11 protein-coding genes are annotated in these 16417 nt (G+C 73.8%); 4 read left to right on the forward strand and 7 right to left on the reverse strand.

Annotated features, from left to right (window positions below; translation table 11 throughout):
- Positions 1-86 precede the first annotated feature (86 nt).
- Positions 87-1754 carry a purple acid phosphatase family protein gene (locus ACF1AK_RS00175; RefSeq protein WP_391496518.1) on the reverse strand — a complete coding sequence of 556 codons (1668 nt, stop codon included), beginning with the start codon at positions 1752-1754 and terminating at the stop codon, positions 87-89.
- Positions 1755-1966: 212 nt separating this feature from the next.
- Here ACF1AK_RS00175 and ACF1AK_RS00180 point away from each other — a divergent pair, with 212 nt between their 5' ends.
- Positions 1967-2626, forward strand: coding sequence for a ThuA domain-containing protein (locus tag ACF1AK_RS00180; protein ID WP_391496519.1), 660 nt, complete (start codon positions 1967-1969; stop codon positions 2624-2626).
- Positions 2627-2706: 80 nt separating this feature from the next.
- Here ACF1AK_RS00180 and ACF1AK_RS00185 read toward each other — a convergent pair whose 3' ends face one another.
- From ACF1AK_RS00185 to ACF1AK_RS00200, 4 genes are all read right to left on the reverse strand, one after another.
- Positions 2707-7146: a SpaA isopeptide-forming pilin-related protein gene (locus ACF1AK_RS00185; RefSeq protein WP_391496520.1), complete on the reverse strand. Its 4440-nt coding sequence runs from the start codon at positions 7144-7146 to the stop codon at positions 2707-2709.
- 123 nt (positions 7147-7269) lie between these two features.
- A complete protein-coding gene (locus ACF1AK_RS00190; RefSeq protein WP_030302164.1) occupies positions 7270-7521 on the reverse strand; it encodes a hypothetical protein in 252 nt (83 codons plus the stop codon).
- 118 nt (positions 7522-7639) lie between these two features.
- On the reverse strand, positions 7640-8098 hold the full coding sequence (locus tag ACF1AK_RS00195) for a (2Fe-2S) ferredoxin domain-containing protein (RefSeq protein ID WP_391496521.1): 459 nt from the start codon (positions 8096-8098) through the stop codon (positions 7640-7642).
- A gap of 6 nt (positions 8099-8104) precedes the next feature.
- Positions 8105-10084 carry a heavy metal translocating P-type ATPase gene (locus ACF1AK_RS00200; protein ID WP_391496522.1) on the reverse strand — a complete coding sequence of 660 codons (1980 nt, stop codon included), beginning with the start codon at positions 10082-10084 and terminating at the stop codon, positions 8105-8107.
- A gap of 98 nt (positions 10085-10182) precedes the next feature.
- Here ACF1AK_RS00200 and ACF1AK_RS00205 point away from each other — a divergent pair, with 98 nt between their 5' ends.
- Together ACF1AK_RS00205 and ACF1AK_RS00210 are read left to right on the forward strand one after the other, a co-directional pair.
- Positions 10183-10563, forward strand: coding sequence for an ArsR/SmtB family transcription factor (locus ACF1AK_RS00205; protein WP_391496523.1), 381 nt, complete (start codon positions 10183-10185; stop codon positions 10561-10563).
- Between the two features lie 49 nt (positions 10564-10612).
- On the forward strand, positions 10613-11029 hold the full coding sequence (locus ACF1AK_RS00210) for a DUF3592 domain-containing protein (protein ID WP_391496524.1): 417 nt from the start codon (positions 10613-10615) through the stop codon (positions 11027-11029).
- A 19-nt stretch (positions 11030-11048) separates the two neighbouring features.
- Here ACF1AK_RS00210 and ACF1AK_RS00215 read toward each other — a convergent pair whose 3' ends face one another.
- Positions 11049-12704, reverse strand: coding sequence for an FAD-binding dehydrogenase (locus tag ACF1AK_RS00215; RefSeq protein WP_391496525.1), 1656 nt, complete (start codon positions 12702-12704; stop codon positions 11049-11051).
- A 251-nt stretch (positions 12705-12955) separates the two neighbouring features.
- Between ACF1AK_RS00215 and ACF1AK_RS00220 the strand changes: the two genes are divergently transcribed.
- Positions 12956-13876, forward strand: coding sequence for an SGNH/GDSL hydrolase family protein (locus ACF1AK_RS00220; RefSeq protein ID WP_391496526.1), 921 nt, complete (start codon positions 12956-12958; stop codon positions 13874-13876).
- Positions 13877-13948: 72 nt separating this feature from the next.
- On the opposite strand, the gene ACF1AK_RS00225 is transcribed toward ACF1AK_RS00220, so the two are convergent.
- A complete protein-coding gene (locus ACF1AK_RS00225; RefSeq protein WP_391496527.1) occupies positions 13949-16378 on the reverse strand; it encodes an endonuclease/exonuclease/phosphatase family protein in 2430 nt (809 codons plus the stop codon).
- Between the last annotated feature and the right edge of the window lie 39 nt (positions 16379-16417).

Raw genomic sequence — 16417 nt, forward strand, 5'->3', positions numbered from 1 at the left:
CCCCGGCACCCCGGAAGGCCCCCGCAGAGCGCGCTCTGCGGGGGCCGGCCGGTGCGGAGGGGCGGGTGGCGGGGGCGCCGGGGGGGTTACCAGCCCCAGCCGCCGCCGTGGCCGTCGTCGTCGTGGTCGCTGTCCCAGCCCTCGCCGACCGTGCGCAGGATCGTGTAGTGGTCGACCCGGGTGCCGTCCTCGGCCAGGGCGGTGACGGTCATCTCCGACTTCCCGCCCAGGTGGGCGGGCTTCACGTCGACCTTGATGAAGGAGTAGCCGGTGTAGCGGACCCGCGACCACTCGACCTTCTCGGTGACCTTGCCGCCGCCCTTGGCGAAGTAGTAGGTGTCCACCGAGTCGAGCCGGTTCTCGTGGCCCTCGTAGGTGTCCGGGGCGTCGAAGCGGTAGAGGCTGCGGCCGGCCGCACCCGCCGTCACGTACACCACGCCGTCCTTGGCGGGCTCGACGGTGGCGCCGCTCGGCACCGCCCGGGAGACCTTGTTGCCGAGGATCGCGTCGGTGCGCTCGTACACGTGGTTGTGACCGTTGATCACCAGGTCGACCCGGTACTTCTCGAACAGCGGCACCCAGGCCTCGCGCACCCCGCCCTCGGAGGCGTGCTGGTGGGTGGTGGAGAAGGCGCAGTGGTGGAAGAAGACCACGACGAAGTCGACGGTCTCGTCGCCCCGCAGGTCCTTCAGGGTGCGCTCCAGCCAGCGGGTCTGCTTGCCCGCCGAGACGCCCAGGTTGGCCGGGATCTCGTAGGAGACGTCGTTGGCATCCAGCGAGATGACGCCCACGTTCTTGTAGCGGAACGAGTAGACGCCCGGGACGCTGCGCCGGTCCGGGCCGTTGTCCGGCAGGTAGAAGCGGGCGTTCTCGCCGCCGTAGCCGTTCGGCGAGTACCAGGCCTCCATGTCGTGGTTGCCGTAGGCGACCATCCACGGCACCTTCGAGGCGACCGTCTCGGTCTGCACCAGAAAGGCGTCCCAGGTGGCCGCGTTGAACACCGACTTGTCGGAGTCCTGGCCGGAGCCGGCCGGGTCGGCGTAGCAGATGTCGCCGGCGTGCAGGTGGAAGGCCGGGTTCTGCGCCAGGATGATGTGGTCGTTGCCCTTGGCGTGGTCGCTGACGCCCTGGTCACCGAAGGCGGTGAAGGTGAACGGCTCGTACACCTTGCCCCAGCGGTGCTCGCGCGAAGGCGCGGTGCGGAAGGTGCCGAGGGTGGAGATGGCCTGCTGCGAGGCCGGGTCGAAGCCCTGGTGGCCGACACCGTAGTAGTAGGTGGTGTCGGGGTGCAGGTCCTCCAGCGCCACGTGCAGGTAGTACTGGTCCACCGGCTGGCTGGTGGGCGTGAGCGCCGGGGTGTGCAGGGTGCGCACCTCCGCCTCGATCCGGTGGCCGAGGTCCCACGGGTTCTTGCCGTAGCGCAGGAACGGCCGCTTCACCGGGGCCGGCACCTGCCAGGAGACCCGGAACTGGGTGTCCGGCTCGGGACCGAAGGACAGGTGGCGCCCGATCGGGGCGACCAGCGAGCCGTCGACGCCCGCGGCGGCCCCTCCGGTCAGCAGCTGCGGCGAGAGCGGGGTGGCCGAGGCGGTGCCGCCGCCCAGGACGCCGCCCACCGCCAGCGCGCCCACCGAGACGGCGCCGGCGCGCAGCATCCGGCGGCGGGAGTGACGGGCCCGCAGGTACTCGTGCTGCTCGGCCATGCTCATGCGTTCGGCGAGCTTCACCGGCACGCCCATGTTCGGAGTTTCCATGGCCCGGACTCTTCCAGCCACGCGTTGACCGGACGCGGACGCGCGGTGAACGGGCCCGGGCGCGCCGGTCAGTCGAACGCCAATGTTCGACCATGCCTCGGCAAAGCCGTACGCAGGCGAAACGCGCCGTCAGGGCCCGGACGGAGGCGGGTCAGGAACGCGGTCGGCCCCGGCCGCGGGGGACGCGGGCGGGGCTGGCAGGATCGTCCACCATGGCCCGGATCCTGATCTACCGTCGCAACCTCCGCTTCCCGCACGCCTCCGTCGTCGACGGCACCCGCGCCCTGGGCGAGCTGGGCGAACGGCACGGCTTCACCGTCGACGCCACCGAGGACCCGGCCGTCTTCCGGCCCGCCGCGCTGCGCCGCTACGCCGCCGTGATGTTCCTCTCCACCGGCGGCCCGGTCCTCGACGAGGCCGGACAGGACGCGCTCCGCGCCCACCTGAGCGCCGGCCACGGCTGGGTCGGCGTGCACGCGGCGTCCAGCACGGCGTACGAGTGGCCGTGGTTCGAGGGGCTGGTCGGCGCCCGGTTCGACCGTCACCCGGCGATCCAGACCGCGCCGGTCCGGGTCGCCGACCCCGCCCATCCGGCCACCGCCCACCTGCCGGCGCGCTGGGAGTGGACCGACGAGTGGTACGACTTCCGCTCCGACCCGCGCGAGCGCGGCGCCCGGGTGCTGCTCACCGTGGACGAGGCCGATTACACCGGGGCCGCGATGGGCCTGGGCGACCGCCATCCGCTCGCCTGGTGCGGGGAGCACGACGGTGCGCCGACCTTCTACACCGCGCTCGGCCACGCGCCCGAGGCCTACGCGGACCGGGCCTTCCGCGGTCACCTGCTGGGCGGCCTGCGGCACGTGCTCGGCTGAGCGGCCGGGGGCCGCGCCGCCGCAACAGCGGACCGCCCGGAGCAGACGATCTGCTCCGGGCGGTCCGCTCGTTCAACCGGTCACCAGCACTCCTCCTCTTCCTTCTCCTTCTTGTTGGTGAGGCAGATCGGGACGCAGTCGTCGTCGTTCACCTGGATGGGACCCGTGACCGGGTCACGCGGGAGCTGGTAGCCGTCGGGCGCGGCGGTCTCCTTCAGGTAGTACTGCCCGACCGCCAGGTGGTCGAACTCGCAGGCACCGTCGGCATCGGTGGTGCAGCCGCCCGCCGGGGTGTCCGGGTTGGCACCCCCGGTCTGCAGGCCGGGGACGCCGTTGCTCTCGCGCCACAGCTCGAACACCGCACCGGCCAGCGGCTCGCCCGACCACTTGTCCTTCTTGTTCAGGTGGATCGAGCCCTTGCCCGGCGGCTTCGGCGACGGGCAGTCACCGGCGGTGACCTGGACGCCCTGCGCGGCGTTGGCCGCCGTCAGGACCAGCGGGCCGAACACCGGGTCGGCCGGCAGGTCGTACCCGGGGGGCGCCGCGATCTCCCGCCAGTAGTAGGTGCCCAGCTCCACCGTGCGACGGCAGAAGCCGTCCGTGCCGGTGGTGCAGGGCGCACCGACCTGGGTGTCGGGGTTGATGCCGGTGGTCTGGAGACCGGGAATCCCGTTGGTCTCCTCCCACAGCTCGAACACACCGCCCGCGAGCGGAGCACCGGTCTCGGCGTCGGTCTTCAGCACCCGCACCTCACCGGTGGTCACGGGGCCCTGCGGCACATCGGGGGCCGTCACCTGGACACCGGCCTGGGCGTTCTCCGGGGTCAGCACCAGCGGGCCGAACACCGGCTGGGCCGGCAGCATGTACCCGGGAGGTGCAGCGGTCTCCAGCCAGTAGTACGTCCCGACGTCCACCGTGCGGCGGCACAGGCCGTCCGCACCGGTGGTGCACGCCGCACCGACCTGGGTGTCCGGGTTCACGCCGGTGGTCTGGAGACCGGGAATCCCATTGGTCTCCTCCCACAGCTCGAACACACCGCCCGCGAGCGGAGCACCCGTCACCGCGTCCGTCTTCAGCACCCGCACCTCACCCGTCACGGGCTGCTGCGGGGCGTCGGGAGCGGTGACCTGCACACCCTGGGCGGCGTTGGCCGCCGTCAGGACCAGCGGGCCGAACACCGGCTGGGCCGGCAGCACGTACCCGGGAGGTGCAGCGGTCTCCAGCCAGTAGTAGGTGCCCAGGTCCACCGTGCGGCGGCAGAAGCCGTCCGTGCCGGTGGTGCAGGCCGCACCGACCTGGGTGTCGGGGTTGACACCCGTGGTCTGGAGACCGGGAACCCCGTTGGTCTCCTCCCACAGCTGGAACACACCGCCCGCGAGCGGAGCACCCGTCACCGCGTCGGTCTTCAGCACCCGCACCTCACCCGTCACAGCGGGCTGCAGCACATCGGGAGCCGTCACCTGCACACCCTCGGCCGCATTGGCCGCCGTCAGCACCAACGGACCGAACACCGGGTCGACGGGCAGCGTGTAGCCGGGAGGTGCAGCGGTCTCCAGCCAGTAGTAGGTGCCCAGGTCCACGGTGCGGCGGCAGATGCCGTCCGCGCCGGTGGTGCAGGCCGCACCGACCTGGGTGTCGGGGTTGATGCCGGTGGTCTGGAGACCGGGGATCCCGTTGGTCTCCTCCCACAGCTGGAACACACCACCCGCGAGCGGCAGACCCGTCACCGCATCCGTCTTCAGGACACGGACCTCACCCGTCACAGCGGGCTGCAGCACATCGGGAGCCGTCACCTGCACACCCTCGGCCGCATTGGCCGGAGTCAGCACCAACGGACCGAACACCGGATCCGCAGGCAGCACATACCCGGGAGGCGCAGCGATCTCCTGCCAGTAGTAGGTGCCGACCGGAACCGTCCGGGTGCACAGACCGTCCGCACCGGTGGTGCACGCCGACCCCACCTGGGTGTCCGGGTTCGCGCCGGAGGTCTGGAGACCGGGAACCCCGTTGGTCTCCTCCCACAGCTCGAACACACCACCCGCGAGCGGCAGACCCGTCACCGCGTCCGTCTTCAGCACCCGCACCTCACCCGTCACGGGCTGCTGCGGGGCATCGGGAGCGGTGACCTGCACACCCTCGGCCGCATTGGCCGGAGTCAGCTCCAGCGGACCGAACACCGGATCCGCCGGAAGGTCGTAACCCGGCGGTGCGGCGATCTCCCGCCAGTAGTACGCACCAACCGGAACCGTCCGCGTGCACAAACCATCAGCACCGGTGGTGCAGGACGTACCCACCTGGGTGTCGGGGGTGACCCCGGTGGTCTGGAGACCGGGAATCCCATTGGTCTCCTCCCACAGCTCGAACACACCACCCGCGAGCGGCGCACCCGTCACCGCATCCGTCTTCAGCACCCGCACCTCACCCGTCACAGCGGGCTGCAGCACATCGGGAGCCGTCACCTGCACACCCTCGGCCGCATTGGCCGGAGTCAACACCAACGGACCGAACACCGGATCCGCAGGCAGCACATACCCGGGAGGCGCAGCGATCTCCTGCCAGTAGTAGGTGCCGACCGGAACCGTCCGGCTGCACAGACCGTCCGCACCGGTGGTGCACGCCGACCCCACCTGGGTGTCCGGGTTCGCGCCGGAGGTCTGGAGACCGGGAACCCCGTTGGTCTCCTCCCACAGCTCGAACACACCACCCGCGAGCGGCAGACCCGTCACCGCGTCCGTCTTCAGCACCCGCACCTCACCCGTCACGGGCTGCTGCGGGGCATCGGGAGCGGTGACCTGCACACCCTCGGCCGCATTGGCCGGAGTCAGCTCCAGCGGACCGAACACCGGATCCGCCGGAAGGTCGTAACCCGGCGGTGCGGCGATCTCCCGCCAGTAGTACGCACCAACCGGAACCGTCCGCGTGCACAAACCATCAGCACCGGTGGTGCAGGACGTACCCACCTGGGTGTCGGGGGTGACCCCGGTGGTCTGGAGACCGGGAATCCCATTGGTCTCCTCCCACAGCTCGAACACACCACCCGCGAGCGGCGCACCCGTCACCGCATCCGTCTTCAGGACACGGACCTCACCGGTCAGCGGCGGCTGTGCGACGTCCGGGGCCGTCACCTGGACGCCCTGGGCGGCGTTCGCCGGAGTCAGCACCAACGGACCGAACACCGGATCCGCCGGCAACAGGTAGCCCGGCGGAGCCGCGGTCTCCCGCCAGTAGTAGGTGCCGACCGGAACCGTCCGGCTGCACAGACCGTCCGCACCGGTGGTGCAGGTCCCGCCCTGCTGGGTGTCGGGGTTGGCGCCGGTGGTCTGGAGACCGGGAACGCCGTTGGTCTCCTCCCACAGCTCGAAGACCGCGCCCGCGAGCGGGGCGCCCGTCACCGCGTCCGTCTTCAGCACCCGCACCGAGCCCGTCACCACGGCGGCGCAGTCGGGCAGGTCGCCGTTGAAGGGGTAGGCGTGGAACTCCTGGCCGCCGCCTCCGGTGGGCGAGCTGGTGTGGATGAGGTCGCCGGTGACGAAGACGCGGCCGTTGATGCCGGGCAGGGTGACCGTGGTCTGCGAGGTCCGCTCGCCGACCAGGATGCTGCCCTGGAACTGGCCGGTGCCCACCAGGTTGACCGCGGTGGCGTCGGGGAAGTTCCACAGCAGGCGCTCGCGGTAGGCGTTGAGCGGGTCGGTGTCGGCGATGTCGCCGCTGTAGGTGTTGATGGTCCGGGCGGCGCCGGTCAGGTTGACCAGGATGGTCGCGCCCGGCGGGATGTTGGCGAAGGCGATGCCCTGCTGGCCGCCGCCCGGACCGGCCAGGTCGAAGTCGACGTTGAAGACCTGGAGCGGCGACACACCGTCACCGGTGAACAAGGTCTCGTAGCCCGCGTTCACGGCGACGCCGGTCGGGGTGCGTGGCACTCCGTTGACCCGGGCGTAGCAGTCCGACGCGTCGGAGAGCTGGTCGCGCAGGGCGGCGTAGGGCTGGATGGCGTTGGGGTCGTGGACGAGGGTGCCGGTCACGTTGCCGGTGACGGTGCTGGCGTAGCGGACGACCCCGCCCTCGGCCACCAGGGTCTGGCCGGCGGTGACGACGACGTCGTCCCCGGTGGTGAGGAAGTCGGCCCCGTCCGGCGGGGGGACCCGGGAGCCTGCGCCGACGATGCCGATGTTGTAGATGGAGCTGGCGCCGACGTCCTTGGACTGGTCGAAGTCGTGGAGGACGACGATCCGGCCCTCGGCCTCGGCGGCGCGGCCGCGGACCAGGAAGTCGGAGCCGACGAAGATGTTGATCCCGTTGTCCCGCCCGGCGATCGGCCCGTTGCTGATCGGGGGGAAGGGGTCGGGACAGCTGCCGGGTACACAGGGACCCAGGCCGCCGGGGAGTGTCGCGGCCTCGGCGGACACGGCGCCCGGACCGAGTGCGAGGACGGGGACGAGGGCCGACACGATCGTGCACGGCAGTGCCAGGGCGGCGGCCTTCCGGCGGACGCGGGCGAACATGCGGTTGAAACGAGCCATAGTCGTAGCGTCCGGCAGCCCGCGCGAACAAGGTCCGTGACGGGGCGCCGGGGTACGCTGAATGGTGCTCGGGCGCACCCGCTCAGACCAACCGTCAGCTCCCGCGACCCGGTCGACGGGGGGTCAGGACGCTTCGTCCCAGGGGGAGGCCGCCCGGTTGCCGGTGCCGTCGCAGGTGCGGCAGATCTCGTCGCGGTAGGCGTGCTTGGCGCCGGTCGCGTCGACCCGGTAGCGGACGTAGACGCCGGTGCCGTCGCAGAGGAAGCAGTTCCCCCCGCCGCCGCCGACCTCGGTGGTGCCGGTGCCCTGGCAGGTCCGGCAGCTGAGGCCGGCGGTGCGGCCGGTGCCCGCGCAGATGCGGCAGACCGTGGTCATCGTCTTCCTCCCGGGTCGGACCTAGGGGCGTGTCTCGTGGATCAGGCCGGGTCCGCGACGCCAGGGCGCGCCCCAGGTCATCGTAGGCGCTGTCCGGCCCTTCCCGAGCGGGCTCCGCTCAGCCCGGCAGGCCCGCGCTGACGCGGCGGGAGACGGAGATCTGCTGGAGGTCGAGCATCCCCGGCGGGTCGGCGAGGCCGGGGCCGCCGGCGTGCACCCAGGCGGCGATCTCCTCGATCATGTCGTCGGCCAGCACCCAGCCCAGCCAGACCGGCCGGCCGCCGGCCGCGCGGCCCTCGCTGGAGGGGCCGACCACGACCACGTTGGAGTGGGCGCAGGTGTCCAGGCACTGGACCGCGCGGACCCGGCCCGCCTCGCCGACCGCCGTGCGCAGCCGCTCGTACTGGCCGGCGTGGTCGACGCCGGGGTGCTTCTCGCGGGTGCCGCAGCAGCAGCCCCGGCAGACGGTGACGGTCACCGGGGACCCCGGGCCGCGCCCGGCGCCCTTGCCGCCGCCCTTCGCGCCGGCCGCGCCCTTGGCGCTCCCGCCCGTCCGCTCGCGTTCGCGACGGCTCATGCTCCCTCAGCCCTCCTCGTTCCCCAGGGCCCGCCGCCACGCCCGTTCGCGCAGCAGCCGCAGGCCGTTGAGGCCGACGATCACGGTGGAGCCCTCGTGCCCGGCGACGCCGAGCGGCAGGGGCAGCGTACCCGCCAGGTCCCAGACGACCAGGAGGGTGATGGCCGTGCCCGCGATCACCAGGTTCTGCACCACCAGCCGGCGGGCCCGCCGGGAGAGGGCGACCACGGCCGGGACGGCGGCGAGGTCGTCGCGGACGAGGACGGCGTCGGCGGTCTCCAGGGCGAGGTCCGAGCCGGCCCGGCCCATCGCCACGCCGGTGTGCGCGGCGGCCAGCGCCGGGGCGTCGTTGACGCCGTCGCCGATCATCAGCACCCGTCGGCCGGCGGCGGCGAGGTCGTGCACGGCGGCGGCCTTCTCGTGCGGCAGCAGCCCGCCGCGGACGTCGGTGAGGCCGACCTCGGCGGCCAGCCGGGCGGCGGCACGCGGGTTGTCGCCGGTGAGCAGCACCGGCGGGCGGCCGGTGAGCGCGGTCAGGGCCCGGACGGCGCCGGGGGCCTGGGCGCGCGGGCGGTCGGCGAGGCCGAGCACGCCGGCCGGCTCGCCGTCGCGCAGCACCAGGACGGCGGTGCGGCCGGCGGCCTCCAGGGCGGTGACGGCGGGGTGGTCGCGGTGGGGACCGGGGGCGCCGACGGCGACCACCGCGGCGCCCACCACGGCCCGCACGCCGACGCCCGGGGTGGCGGTGAAGTCGGTGGCGGGCAGGACGGGCCGGCCGCGTTCACGGGCGGCGGCGACCACGGCGCGGGCCAGCGGGTGCTCGCTGGGGTGCTCGGCGGCGGCCGCGAGCGTCAGCAGGTCGTCGGCGGTGATGCCGTCGAGCGGGTGGACCTCGGTCACCCGGGGGGTGCCCTCGGTGAGGGTGCCGGTCTTGTCGAGGGCGACGGCGTCGGCCTGGCCGAGGCGTTCCATCACCACGGCCGACTTGACCAGGACGCCGTGCCGGCCCGCGTTGGCGATCGCGGAGAGCAGCGGCGGCATGGTGGCGAGCACCACGGCGCAGGGCGAGGCGACGATCATGAAGGTCATGGCGCGCAGCAGGGCGCCGGTCAGGTCGGCGCCGAGGGCGAGCGGGACGGCGAACAGCAGCAGGGTGGCGGCCACCAGGACGGCGGCGTAGCGCTGTTCGATCCTCTCGACGAACAGCTGGGTGGGGGCCTTGGTCTCGGAGGCCTCCTCGACCATGGCGACGATCCGGGCGATCACGGTGTCGGCCGGGTCCCGCTCGACGCGCACGCGCAGCACGCCGGCGCCGTTGAGGGTGCCCGCGTACACCTGGTCGCCGGGGCGCTTGGCGACGGGCAGCGGTTCGCCGGTGATGGTGGCCTGGTCGACCTCGCCGGCGCCGTCCAGGACGCGGCCGTCGGCGCCGATCCGCTCGCCGGGGCGGACCAGCACGGTGTCACCGACGGCCAGCTCGGCGGCGGGGACGGTCTCCTCGGTCTCCTCGGCGCCCCCGGCGCCCGCGCTGGCCGCAGCGGCGCGCAGCCGGGTGGCGGTGGCGGGGGCGAGGTCGAGCAGGCCGCGGACGGAGTCGGCGGTGCGGGCGGTGGCCAGCGCCTCCAGGGCTCCGCTGGTCGCGAAGATGACGATCAGCAGCGCACCGTCCAGCGGCTGGCCGATGGCGGCGGCGCCGAGGGCGGCGACGACCATCAGCAGGTCCACGTCGAGGGTCCGCTCGCGCAGGGCGCGCAGTCCGGCGAGGGCGGGTTCCCAGCCGCCGGCGGCGTACGCGGCGGCGTACAGCGTGCCGGACGCCCAGCCGGGGGCGCCGCAGAGCCGGAGGGCGAGCGCGGCCAGGAAGGCGACCAGGGCGGCGGCGGCCCAGCGGGCCTCGGGCAGCGCGAGCGCCCGGGTGCGGCGGGGGCGCGGCGGCCGGGCGGACGGGGCGGGGGCGGTCGGCCGGGTGAGCGTGGTGGCGGACATGGGCGCCACCTTACAGGAATACATGAACACACCTTCATGTGTTCATATGACCCGTCGGGCCTTCCCTCCCCCGTTCGCGCCCCCCGTAGGATTCCCCCATGGGACACGCAGCCGCCGAAGACGCCGTGCCGCGGATGCGCCTGGACGCGTCCAACGCCGCCAAGGTGGCGAGCACGCTCCAGGCCCTCGCCACCCCCTCCCGGCTGCTGATCCTCGCCCAGCTGCGCGAAGGGCCGCGGGCCGCCACCGAACTCGCCGACGCCGTCGGCATGGAGCAGTCCGCGTGCTCCCACCAGCTGCGGCTGCTGCGCAACCTCGGCCTGGTGGTCGGCGAGCGCCGCGGCCGCTCGGTCGTCTACTCCCTGCACGACGACCACGTCGCCGCCCTCCTCGACCAGGCGGTCTACCACGTCGACCACCTGCGCCTCGGCATCACCGACGACGGAAGGGCGAACTCCGCGCCAAAGAACGGTGGTTGACCGCCACAGCGCTGGGCGCGCCGGTGCGCCGGCGAGTAGCGTGCGGACCGTGAACCTCCTCGCGCTCGCGCTCGCGACGATCCTCGGCGGCGGTTCCTACTACGCCGGGTCGCGCGCCTCGATGACGTACCGGATCCGCCGCCACGGAACGCGTTTCCGGGCCCGGGTGACCGAGGTCCGCAGCACGCCGGTGGGCGAGGGCACCGGGGTCGAGGACGACGTCCGGGTGCGCTTCGAGGTCCCGGACGGCCCCCCGGTGGAGGCCGCCACCTCGCTCGCGCTGCGCGGCCCGACGGGGCTCGAACCGGGCGACGAGGTCGAGGTCGCCCACCTGCGGCGCCACCCCCGGAAGGTGGTCGTCCTGGGGTACCGCACCGCCGACGGCGTCCCGCTGCTGGCGTACGTCTGCGCCCTGTTCGCGGTGATGACCGTCTTCTTCGTCTTCATCGCCCTCACCGTCCACTAGGGTCCGTCGCCGCACCCCCTCAGGCCACGTCCCGCGCCGCCGCGCGGCCGGCGGCCCGGCCGGAGAAGAGGCAGCCGCCGAGGAACGTCCCCTCCAGGGAGCGGTACCCGTGGACACCGCCGCCGCCGAAGCCGGCGGCCTCGCCCGCGGCGTAGAGGCCGTCGAGGACGGAGCCGTCGGGGCGCAGCACCCGCGCCGAGAGGTCGGTGTGCAGGCCGCCGAGCGAGCCGCGGGTGAGGACGGACAGCCGCACCGCGATCAGCGGCGCGGCGGCCGGGTCGAGGATGCGGTGCGGCGCCGCGACGCCGATCAGCCGGTCGCCGGGGTAGCGGCGGGCGCCACGGGCGGCGATCACCTGGAGGTCCTTGGCGAAGGGGTTGGCGAGCTGACGGTCCCTGGCCTCGACGACGCGGCGCAGTTCGGCGCCGTCGATCAGCGGGGCCCGCGTCTTGGCGTTCATCGCGCGGGCGAGGTCGTACAGGGTGCCCGCGACCACGACGTCGGGGCCGTGGGCGAGGTGGGTGCGCAGCGGACCGGGGGCGCCGGGCAGGGCGCGCCGCAGCATCCCGCGCAGCGGGCCGCCGGTGGGGCCGGGGTGCCGTTCGGATCCGGCGAGGACGAATTCCCGGTCGGCGATCCTCCGGTTGAGCACGAACCAGCTGTGGTCGTACCCGGTGGCCGCGAGGTGTTCCAGGGTGCCGAGGGTGTCGAAGCCGGGGAAGAGCGGGACGGGCAGCCGGCGGCCGCGGGCGTCGAGCCGGAGCGCCGAGGGGCCGGGCAGGACGCGGACGCCGTGGCGGGCCCAGAGCGGGTCCCAGGTGGCGAACCCCTCGGCGCAGTGCGCCGTCCGGTCGCCGTTGACCAGGGCGGCCCCGGCCTCGGCGGCGATGCCGAGCATCAGTCCGTCGACGTGCGCGGGCACGCCGGAGAGCATCCGCCGGGGCGGGGAGCCGAGCCGGGCGGGCCAGGCCGCGCGGACGAGGTCGTGGTTGCCGCCGATGCCGCCGGAGGCGACGACCACCGCCCGGGCCCGCAGCTCGAAGCCGCCGGTCACCTCGCGGGCGCCGGCCCCGCCGCGCGCCGTGCCGCCCGGCACCAGCACCTCGCCCGTGACCGTGTCGACCGCACCCCCGTTCGCCACCAGGCCGGTGACCCGGTGCCGGAAGCGCAGGTCGACCAGCCCCCGGGCGGCGGCCGCGCGGACCCCGCGGACGAAGGGTGCGAGCAGGCCCGGGCCGGCGCCCCGGGTGAGGTGGAGGCGCGGCACGGAGTTGCCGGGACCGTCGGCGAGCGACCCGCCGCGCTCGGCCCAGCCGACGACCGGCAGGAACCGCACGCCCAGCGCGCGCAGCCAGGCCCGCTCCTCCCCTGCGGCGAATGCGACGTGGGCCTCGGCCCAGCGGCGCGGCCAGGCGTCCTCGGGCCGGTCGAAACCGGCGCTGCCGAGCCAGTCCTGCCGGGCGAGGGCGGGCGAATCGCGAATCCGCAGCCGGCGCTGCTCGGGCGAACCGACCAGGAAGAGGCCGCCGGGGGACCAGCGTGCCTGGCCGCCGAGGGAGGCCTCGGGTTCCTGGTCGAGCAGGATCACCTTCCGTCCGGCGTCGGCGAGTTCGACGGCCGCGACCAGGCCCGCGAGTCCGGCTCCGATGACGATGACGTCGGCGTCCAGGGCCATTCGGGCAGCTCCTCCAGGCCGGGGGCGGAGGTCGCGCGCATTTCGCTCCGCCCCGTTTCGGAATTGTCGTCGATACACCGTGGAGCGAAATTCGAAATTCCCGTCGGACCGGCCGGTGAAACCTTCGAAGGATTTCCGGAAATGTCCGCGCGTGGCATGGACGCCGAAGAAACCTGCCAGTAACTTACCTGTCGGTAGTAGCTGTGGCCCGGCTGTCCGTCCCCACCCGTTTCTCTCCCCCAGGAGGAACCGTGCTCCGCCGTGCCCGGAAGTCCCTGCTGCTCGCGTCCGTCGCGCTCGGCGCCGCCCTGGCGACGACCGCCACCGGCGCCCAGGCCGCCACCCCCGCCCCCCACCGCTACGTGGCCCTCGGCGACTCCTACGCGTCCGGCGCCGGCGTCCCGAGCCAGTCGGCCGGCCTGTGCCTGCGCTCCGACCGCAACTACGGCCACCTGGTCGCCGCCGCGCTCGGCCCCGCCGCCTACCGCGACGTCACCTGCGCCGCCGCCAAGGTCGCGGCCGTGACCCGGGCCCAGTACGACGCCTTCATCCGGGTCAACGACCCGCAGATCGACGCGGTGACCGCCGACACCGACCTCATCACCCTCGGGATCGGCGGCAACGACCTCGGCGACAGCGACATCGGGATCGGCGACGTGATCGCCACCTGCATCGCGGGCGCGGTGGTCAACCCGCTCGGCACCCCGTGCACCGACGTCTACCGCCACGGCCACTGGGACTGGTCCAGCTGGTCCTGGCAGTACGGCGGGGACGACCTCGCCGACCGGATCGACGCCACCGGGCCGCGGCTTGCGGACACCGTGCGCACGCTGCGCGCCAAGGCCCCGAACGCCCGGATCCTGCTGGTCGGCTACCCCTCGGTGCTGCCCGCCGACGGCGCCTCCTGCGTGCTGCGCCAGCCGCTCGCCCCGGGCGACGTCCCGTACCTGCACGGCGTGCTCGACCGGCTGAACGGCATGCTGCGCTCCACCGCCGCGGCGGTCGGCGCCACCTACGTGGACACCGCCACCCCGACCCGCGGGCACGACGTCTGCTCGGACGACCGCTGGATCGAGGGCGCGCTGCCCGGCTCCCCGGCCGTCCCCTTCCACCCCAACGCGACCGGCGAGCGGGTCATGGCGGACGCCGTGCTGGCCGCGCTGCGCCCGTAGCTCCGCCGAGCCCCGAGGGGGCGGTGACCGGACCCCGGTCACCGCCCCCTCGGTCGTGCGCGCCCAGCGGCCTCACGGCTTGATGCGGACCACCTGCGGGTCGTGGTCGCTCGCCTGCCGGGCGAACTCGGCGTTGATGTGCACCACGTCGTACTTGGCGTACCCGACCTCCGGGCTGACCAGGATGTGGTCCAGGACCTGCGAGTTGCCCTGGTAGACGTACGAGTACTGCTCCTTCTCCGGCAGCTCGTTCACCAGGTCGCGCAGCACGCCGTCCTTGGTGAGCGCGGCCAGCGCGGGCGAGAACTGGTAGTCGTTGAAGTCGCCGACCGAGACCACCTTGGCCTCCTTGTCGGCGGCCAGCAGCTTGGCGACGAAGGCCTGCTCCACGGTGGCCTGGGCGGTCCGCTGGACCTCGGAGGAGCGGGTCGGGGCCTGGAAGCGGCTGTCGATGCCCTGGTCGCCGCCCTTGCTGTTGAAGTGGTTGGCGATGACGAAGACCTTCTTGCCGCGGAAGGAGAACTGGCCCACCAGCGGCTTGCGGCTGTTGGCCCACGCCGCGTCGGCGGGGGCGATCCGGCCGGGCGAGGCGGTCAGCGAGGCGGCCGCGCCGGTGCCGGCGACGTCCACGGCGGCGGTGGCGGTGCCGCCCGGGATGTCGGTGAAGGAGACCCGCTGCGGGTTGAACAGGAACACCTGGCGGATGTTGCCGCCGGGCTCGCCGCCGTCCTTGCCGTCCTCCGGGTCCACCGAGCGCCAGTCGTACGCCGGGCCGCCGGCCGCCTTGATCGCGGCGATGAACGTGGCGACGGTCCGGCTCGCGTCCACCGTGCCGTCGTTCTTGGCGCCGTTGTTGTCCTGGATCTCCTCCAGGGCGACGATGTCGGGCGAGCGCAGGTGGGTGACGATGCCGGCGGCCAGCTCGGCGAACTTGGCGTCCGGGTTGGTGGCGGCCAGGTTCTCCACGTTGTAGGTGGCGACGGTGAGTTCACGCTCGCCGGCCTGGGCGGTGACCTCGCGCTGCAGGTGGTTGTCCTGCAGCGCGCCGAGGGTTCCGGCGACCAGCGTGTAGCCGCCGAACTGGTTGTAGTCCAGCGGGCCGGAGGTGGTGCCGGTCAGGACGTCGCCCACGTTGGCGACCGGGAAGGGCTGCTCCGAGACCGGGGCCTGCTGCTGGACCATCAGCCGGCCGACGTTCGGCTCGGCGTAGGACTCGTAGAGCAGGCCGCCGCGCTTGCTCTTCTGGTCCTGCTTGTCGGCGGCGACCCACAGCTCGTTGTACTTGTCGGTGGCCTGGGCGACCCGCGCGTCGCGGACCTCGACCAGCATGCCCTCCAGCGACTCGTAGAAGTCGAGGGCGTACTTCTCCGGGTCCAGGGTGACGCCGTTGATGGTGCCGTCGGCACCGGCCTGCGGGCTGTAGGTGCCCGGGATGTTGCGGGTGTCGACGACCACCGGGGCCGGCAGCGGGTTGCCGGAGGAGACCACGGTGACGGCCGGGTTGCTCAGCTGGGTGAGCGACTGCGAGCCGTTGTTGAAGTTCGGGTAGTACTCCGTCACCTTGCCGGTGACCAGCACCGAGTCGCCGACCTTGACGGCCGGGGTGGCGGAGCCGGTGTAGACGAAGACGCCCTCGCTGGTGGCCGGGTCGGCGTCCGGGTCCGGGTCCTGGATCCAGAAGCCCTTGGAGCCGTAGGCGCGCACGCCGGTGACGACGCCGGGCACGCCCGCGACGGTCCTGCCGGTGCGCTCCGACACCCGGGTGGTGCCCTGGATGTCGTGGATCCGCACGGTGCCCGGCTCGGTCGGGCCGGTCGGGGTGGAGCCCTCGGCGACCTCGCCGCGGCTGTTGGTCGGCGTCGGGGCGCTGGCCGCGAGGTCGGCCGCGTTGTCGTCGGTGTCGGGCAGGCCGGCCCTGCGGGCCACCGAGGCGGTGTTGGAGGCGCCGGGCACCGAGGCCGAGCCCTCGTGGACCACGGCGGTGCCGAAGCCGACGAGGTCGCGCACCCGCGCGTCGGCGGCGCAGTCGGCGGCGGTCTTGCAGGTCAGCGGGTCGGTGCCGCGGACCAGCGCGACGGTGCCGCTGGTCCCGGAGAGCGCGAGCGAGCCGGCCGCGTCCGGGGCGGGCAGCTCGACGGTGCCCGCGGCGCCGGCCGACTCGGCGACCAGGTAGCGCCCGCCGGGGGCGATCGACCCGGTCAGCGGGGTGACGCCCCACTGGGAGGCGGGGCCGGGGGCCGCGGATATGTACTGGATGCTCCAGCCGTCCAGGCCGAAGGCGGCGCCGCCCTTGTTGGCCAGCTCGACGAAGTCGTTCTTCAGGGTGGCGCCCGCGTTGCCGCCGCCGCCGTAGACCTCGGCGATCAGCGCGTCGGCGGAGGGCGCGGCCACGGCGGCCGGCAGCGGGGCCAGCACCAGGGAGACGGCGAGACCGGCCGGGAGGACCGCAGCGCGCAGCAGGGCGCGACGGGAGCGCAGACAGGGAGCAGTGGGGGTGGTCACCGGAACGGGACTCCTAGCTGTGGGTGGGGGTCGGCCGGC

The sequence above is a fragment of the Kitasatospora sp. NPDC015120 genome, assembly GCF_043080305.1.
Classification (GTDB): Bacteria; Actinomycetota; Actinomycetes; order Streptomycetales; family Streptomycetaceae; genus Kitasatospora.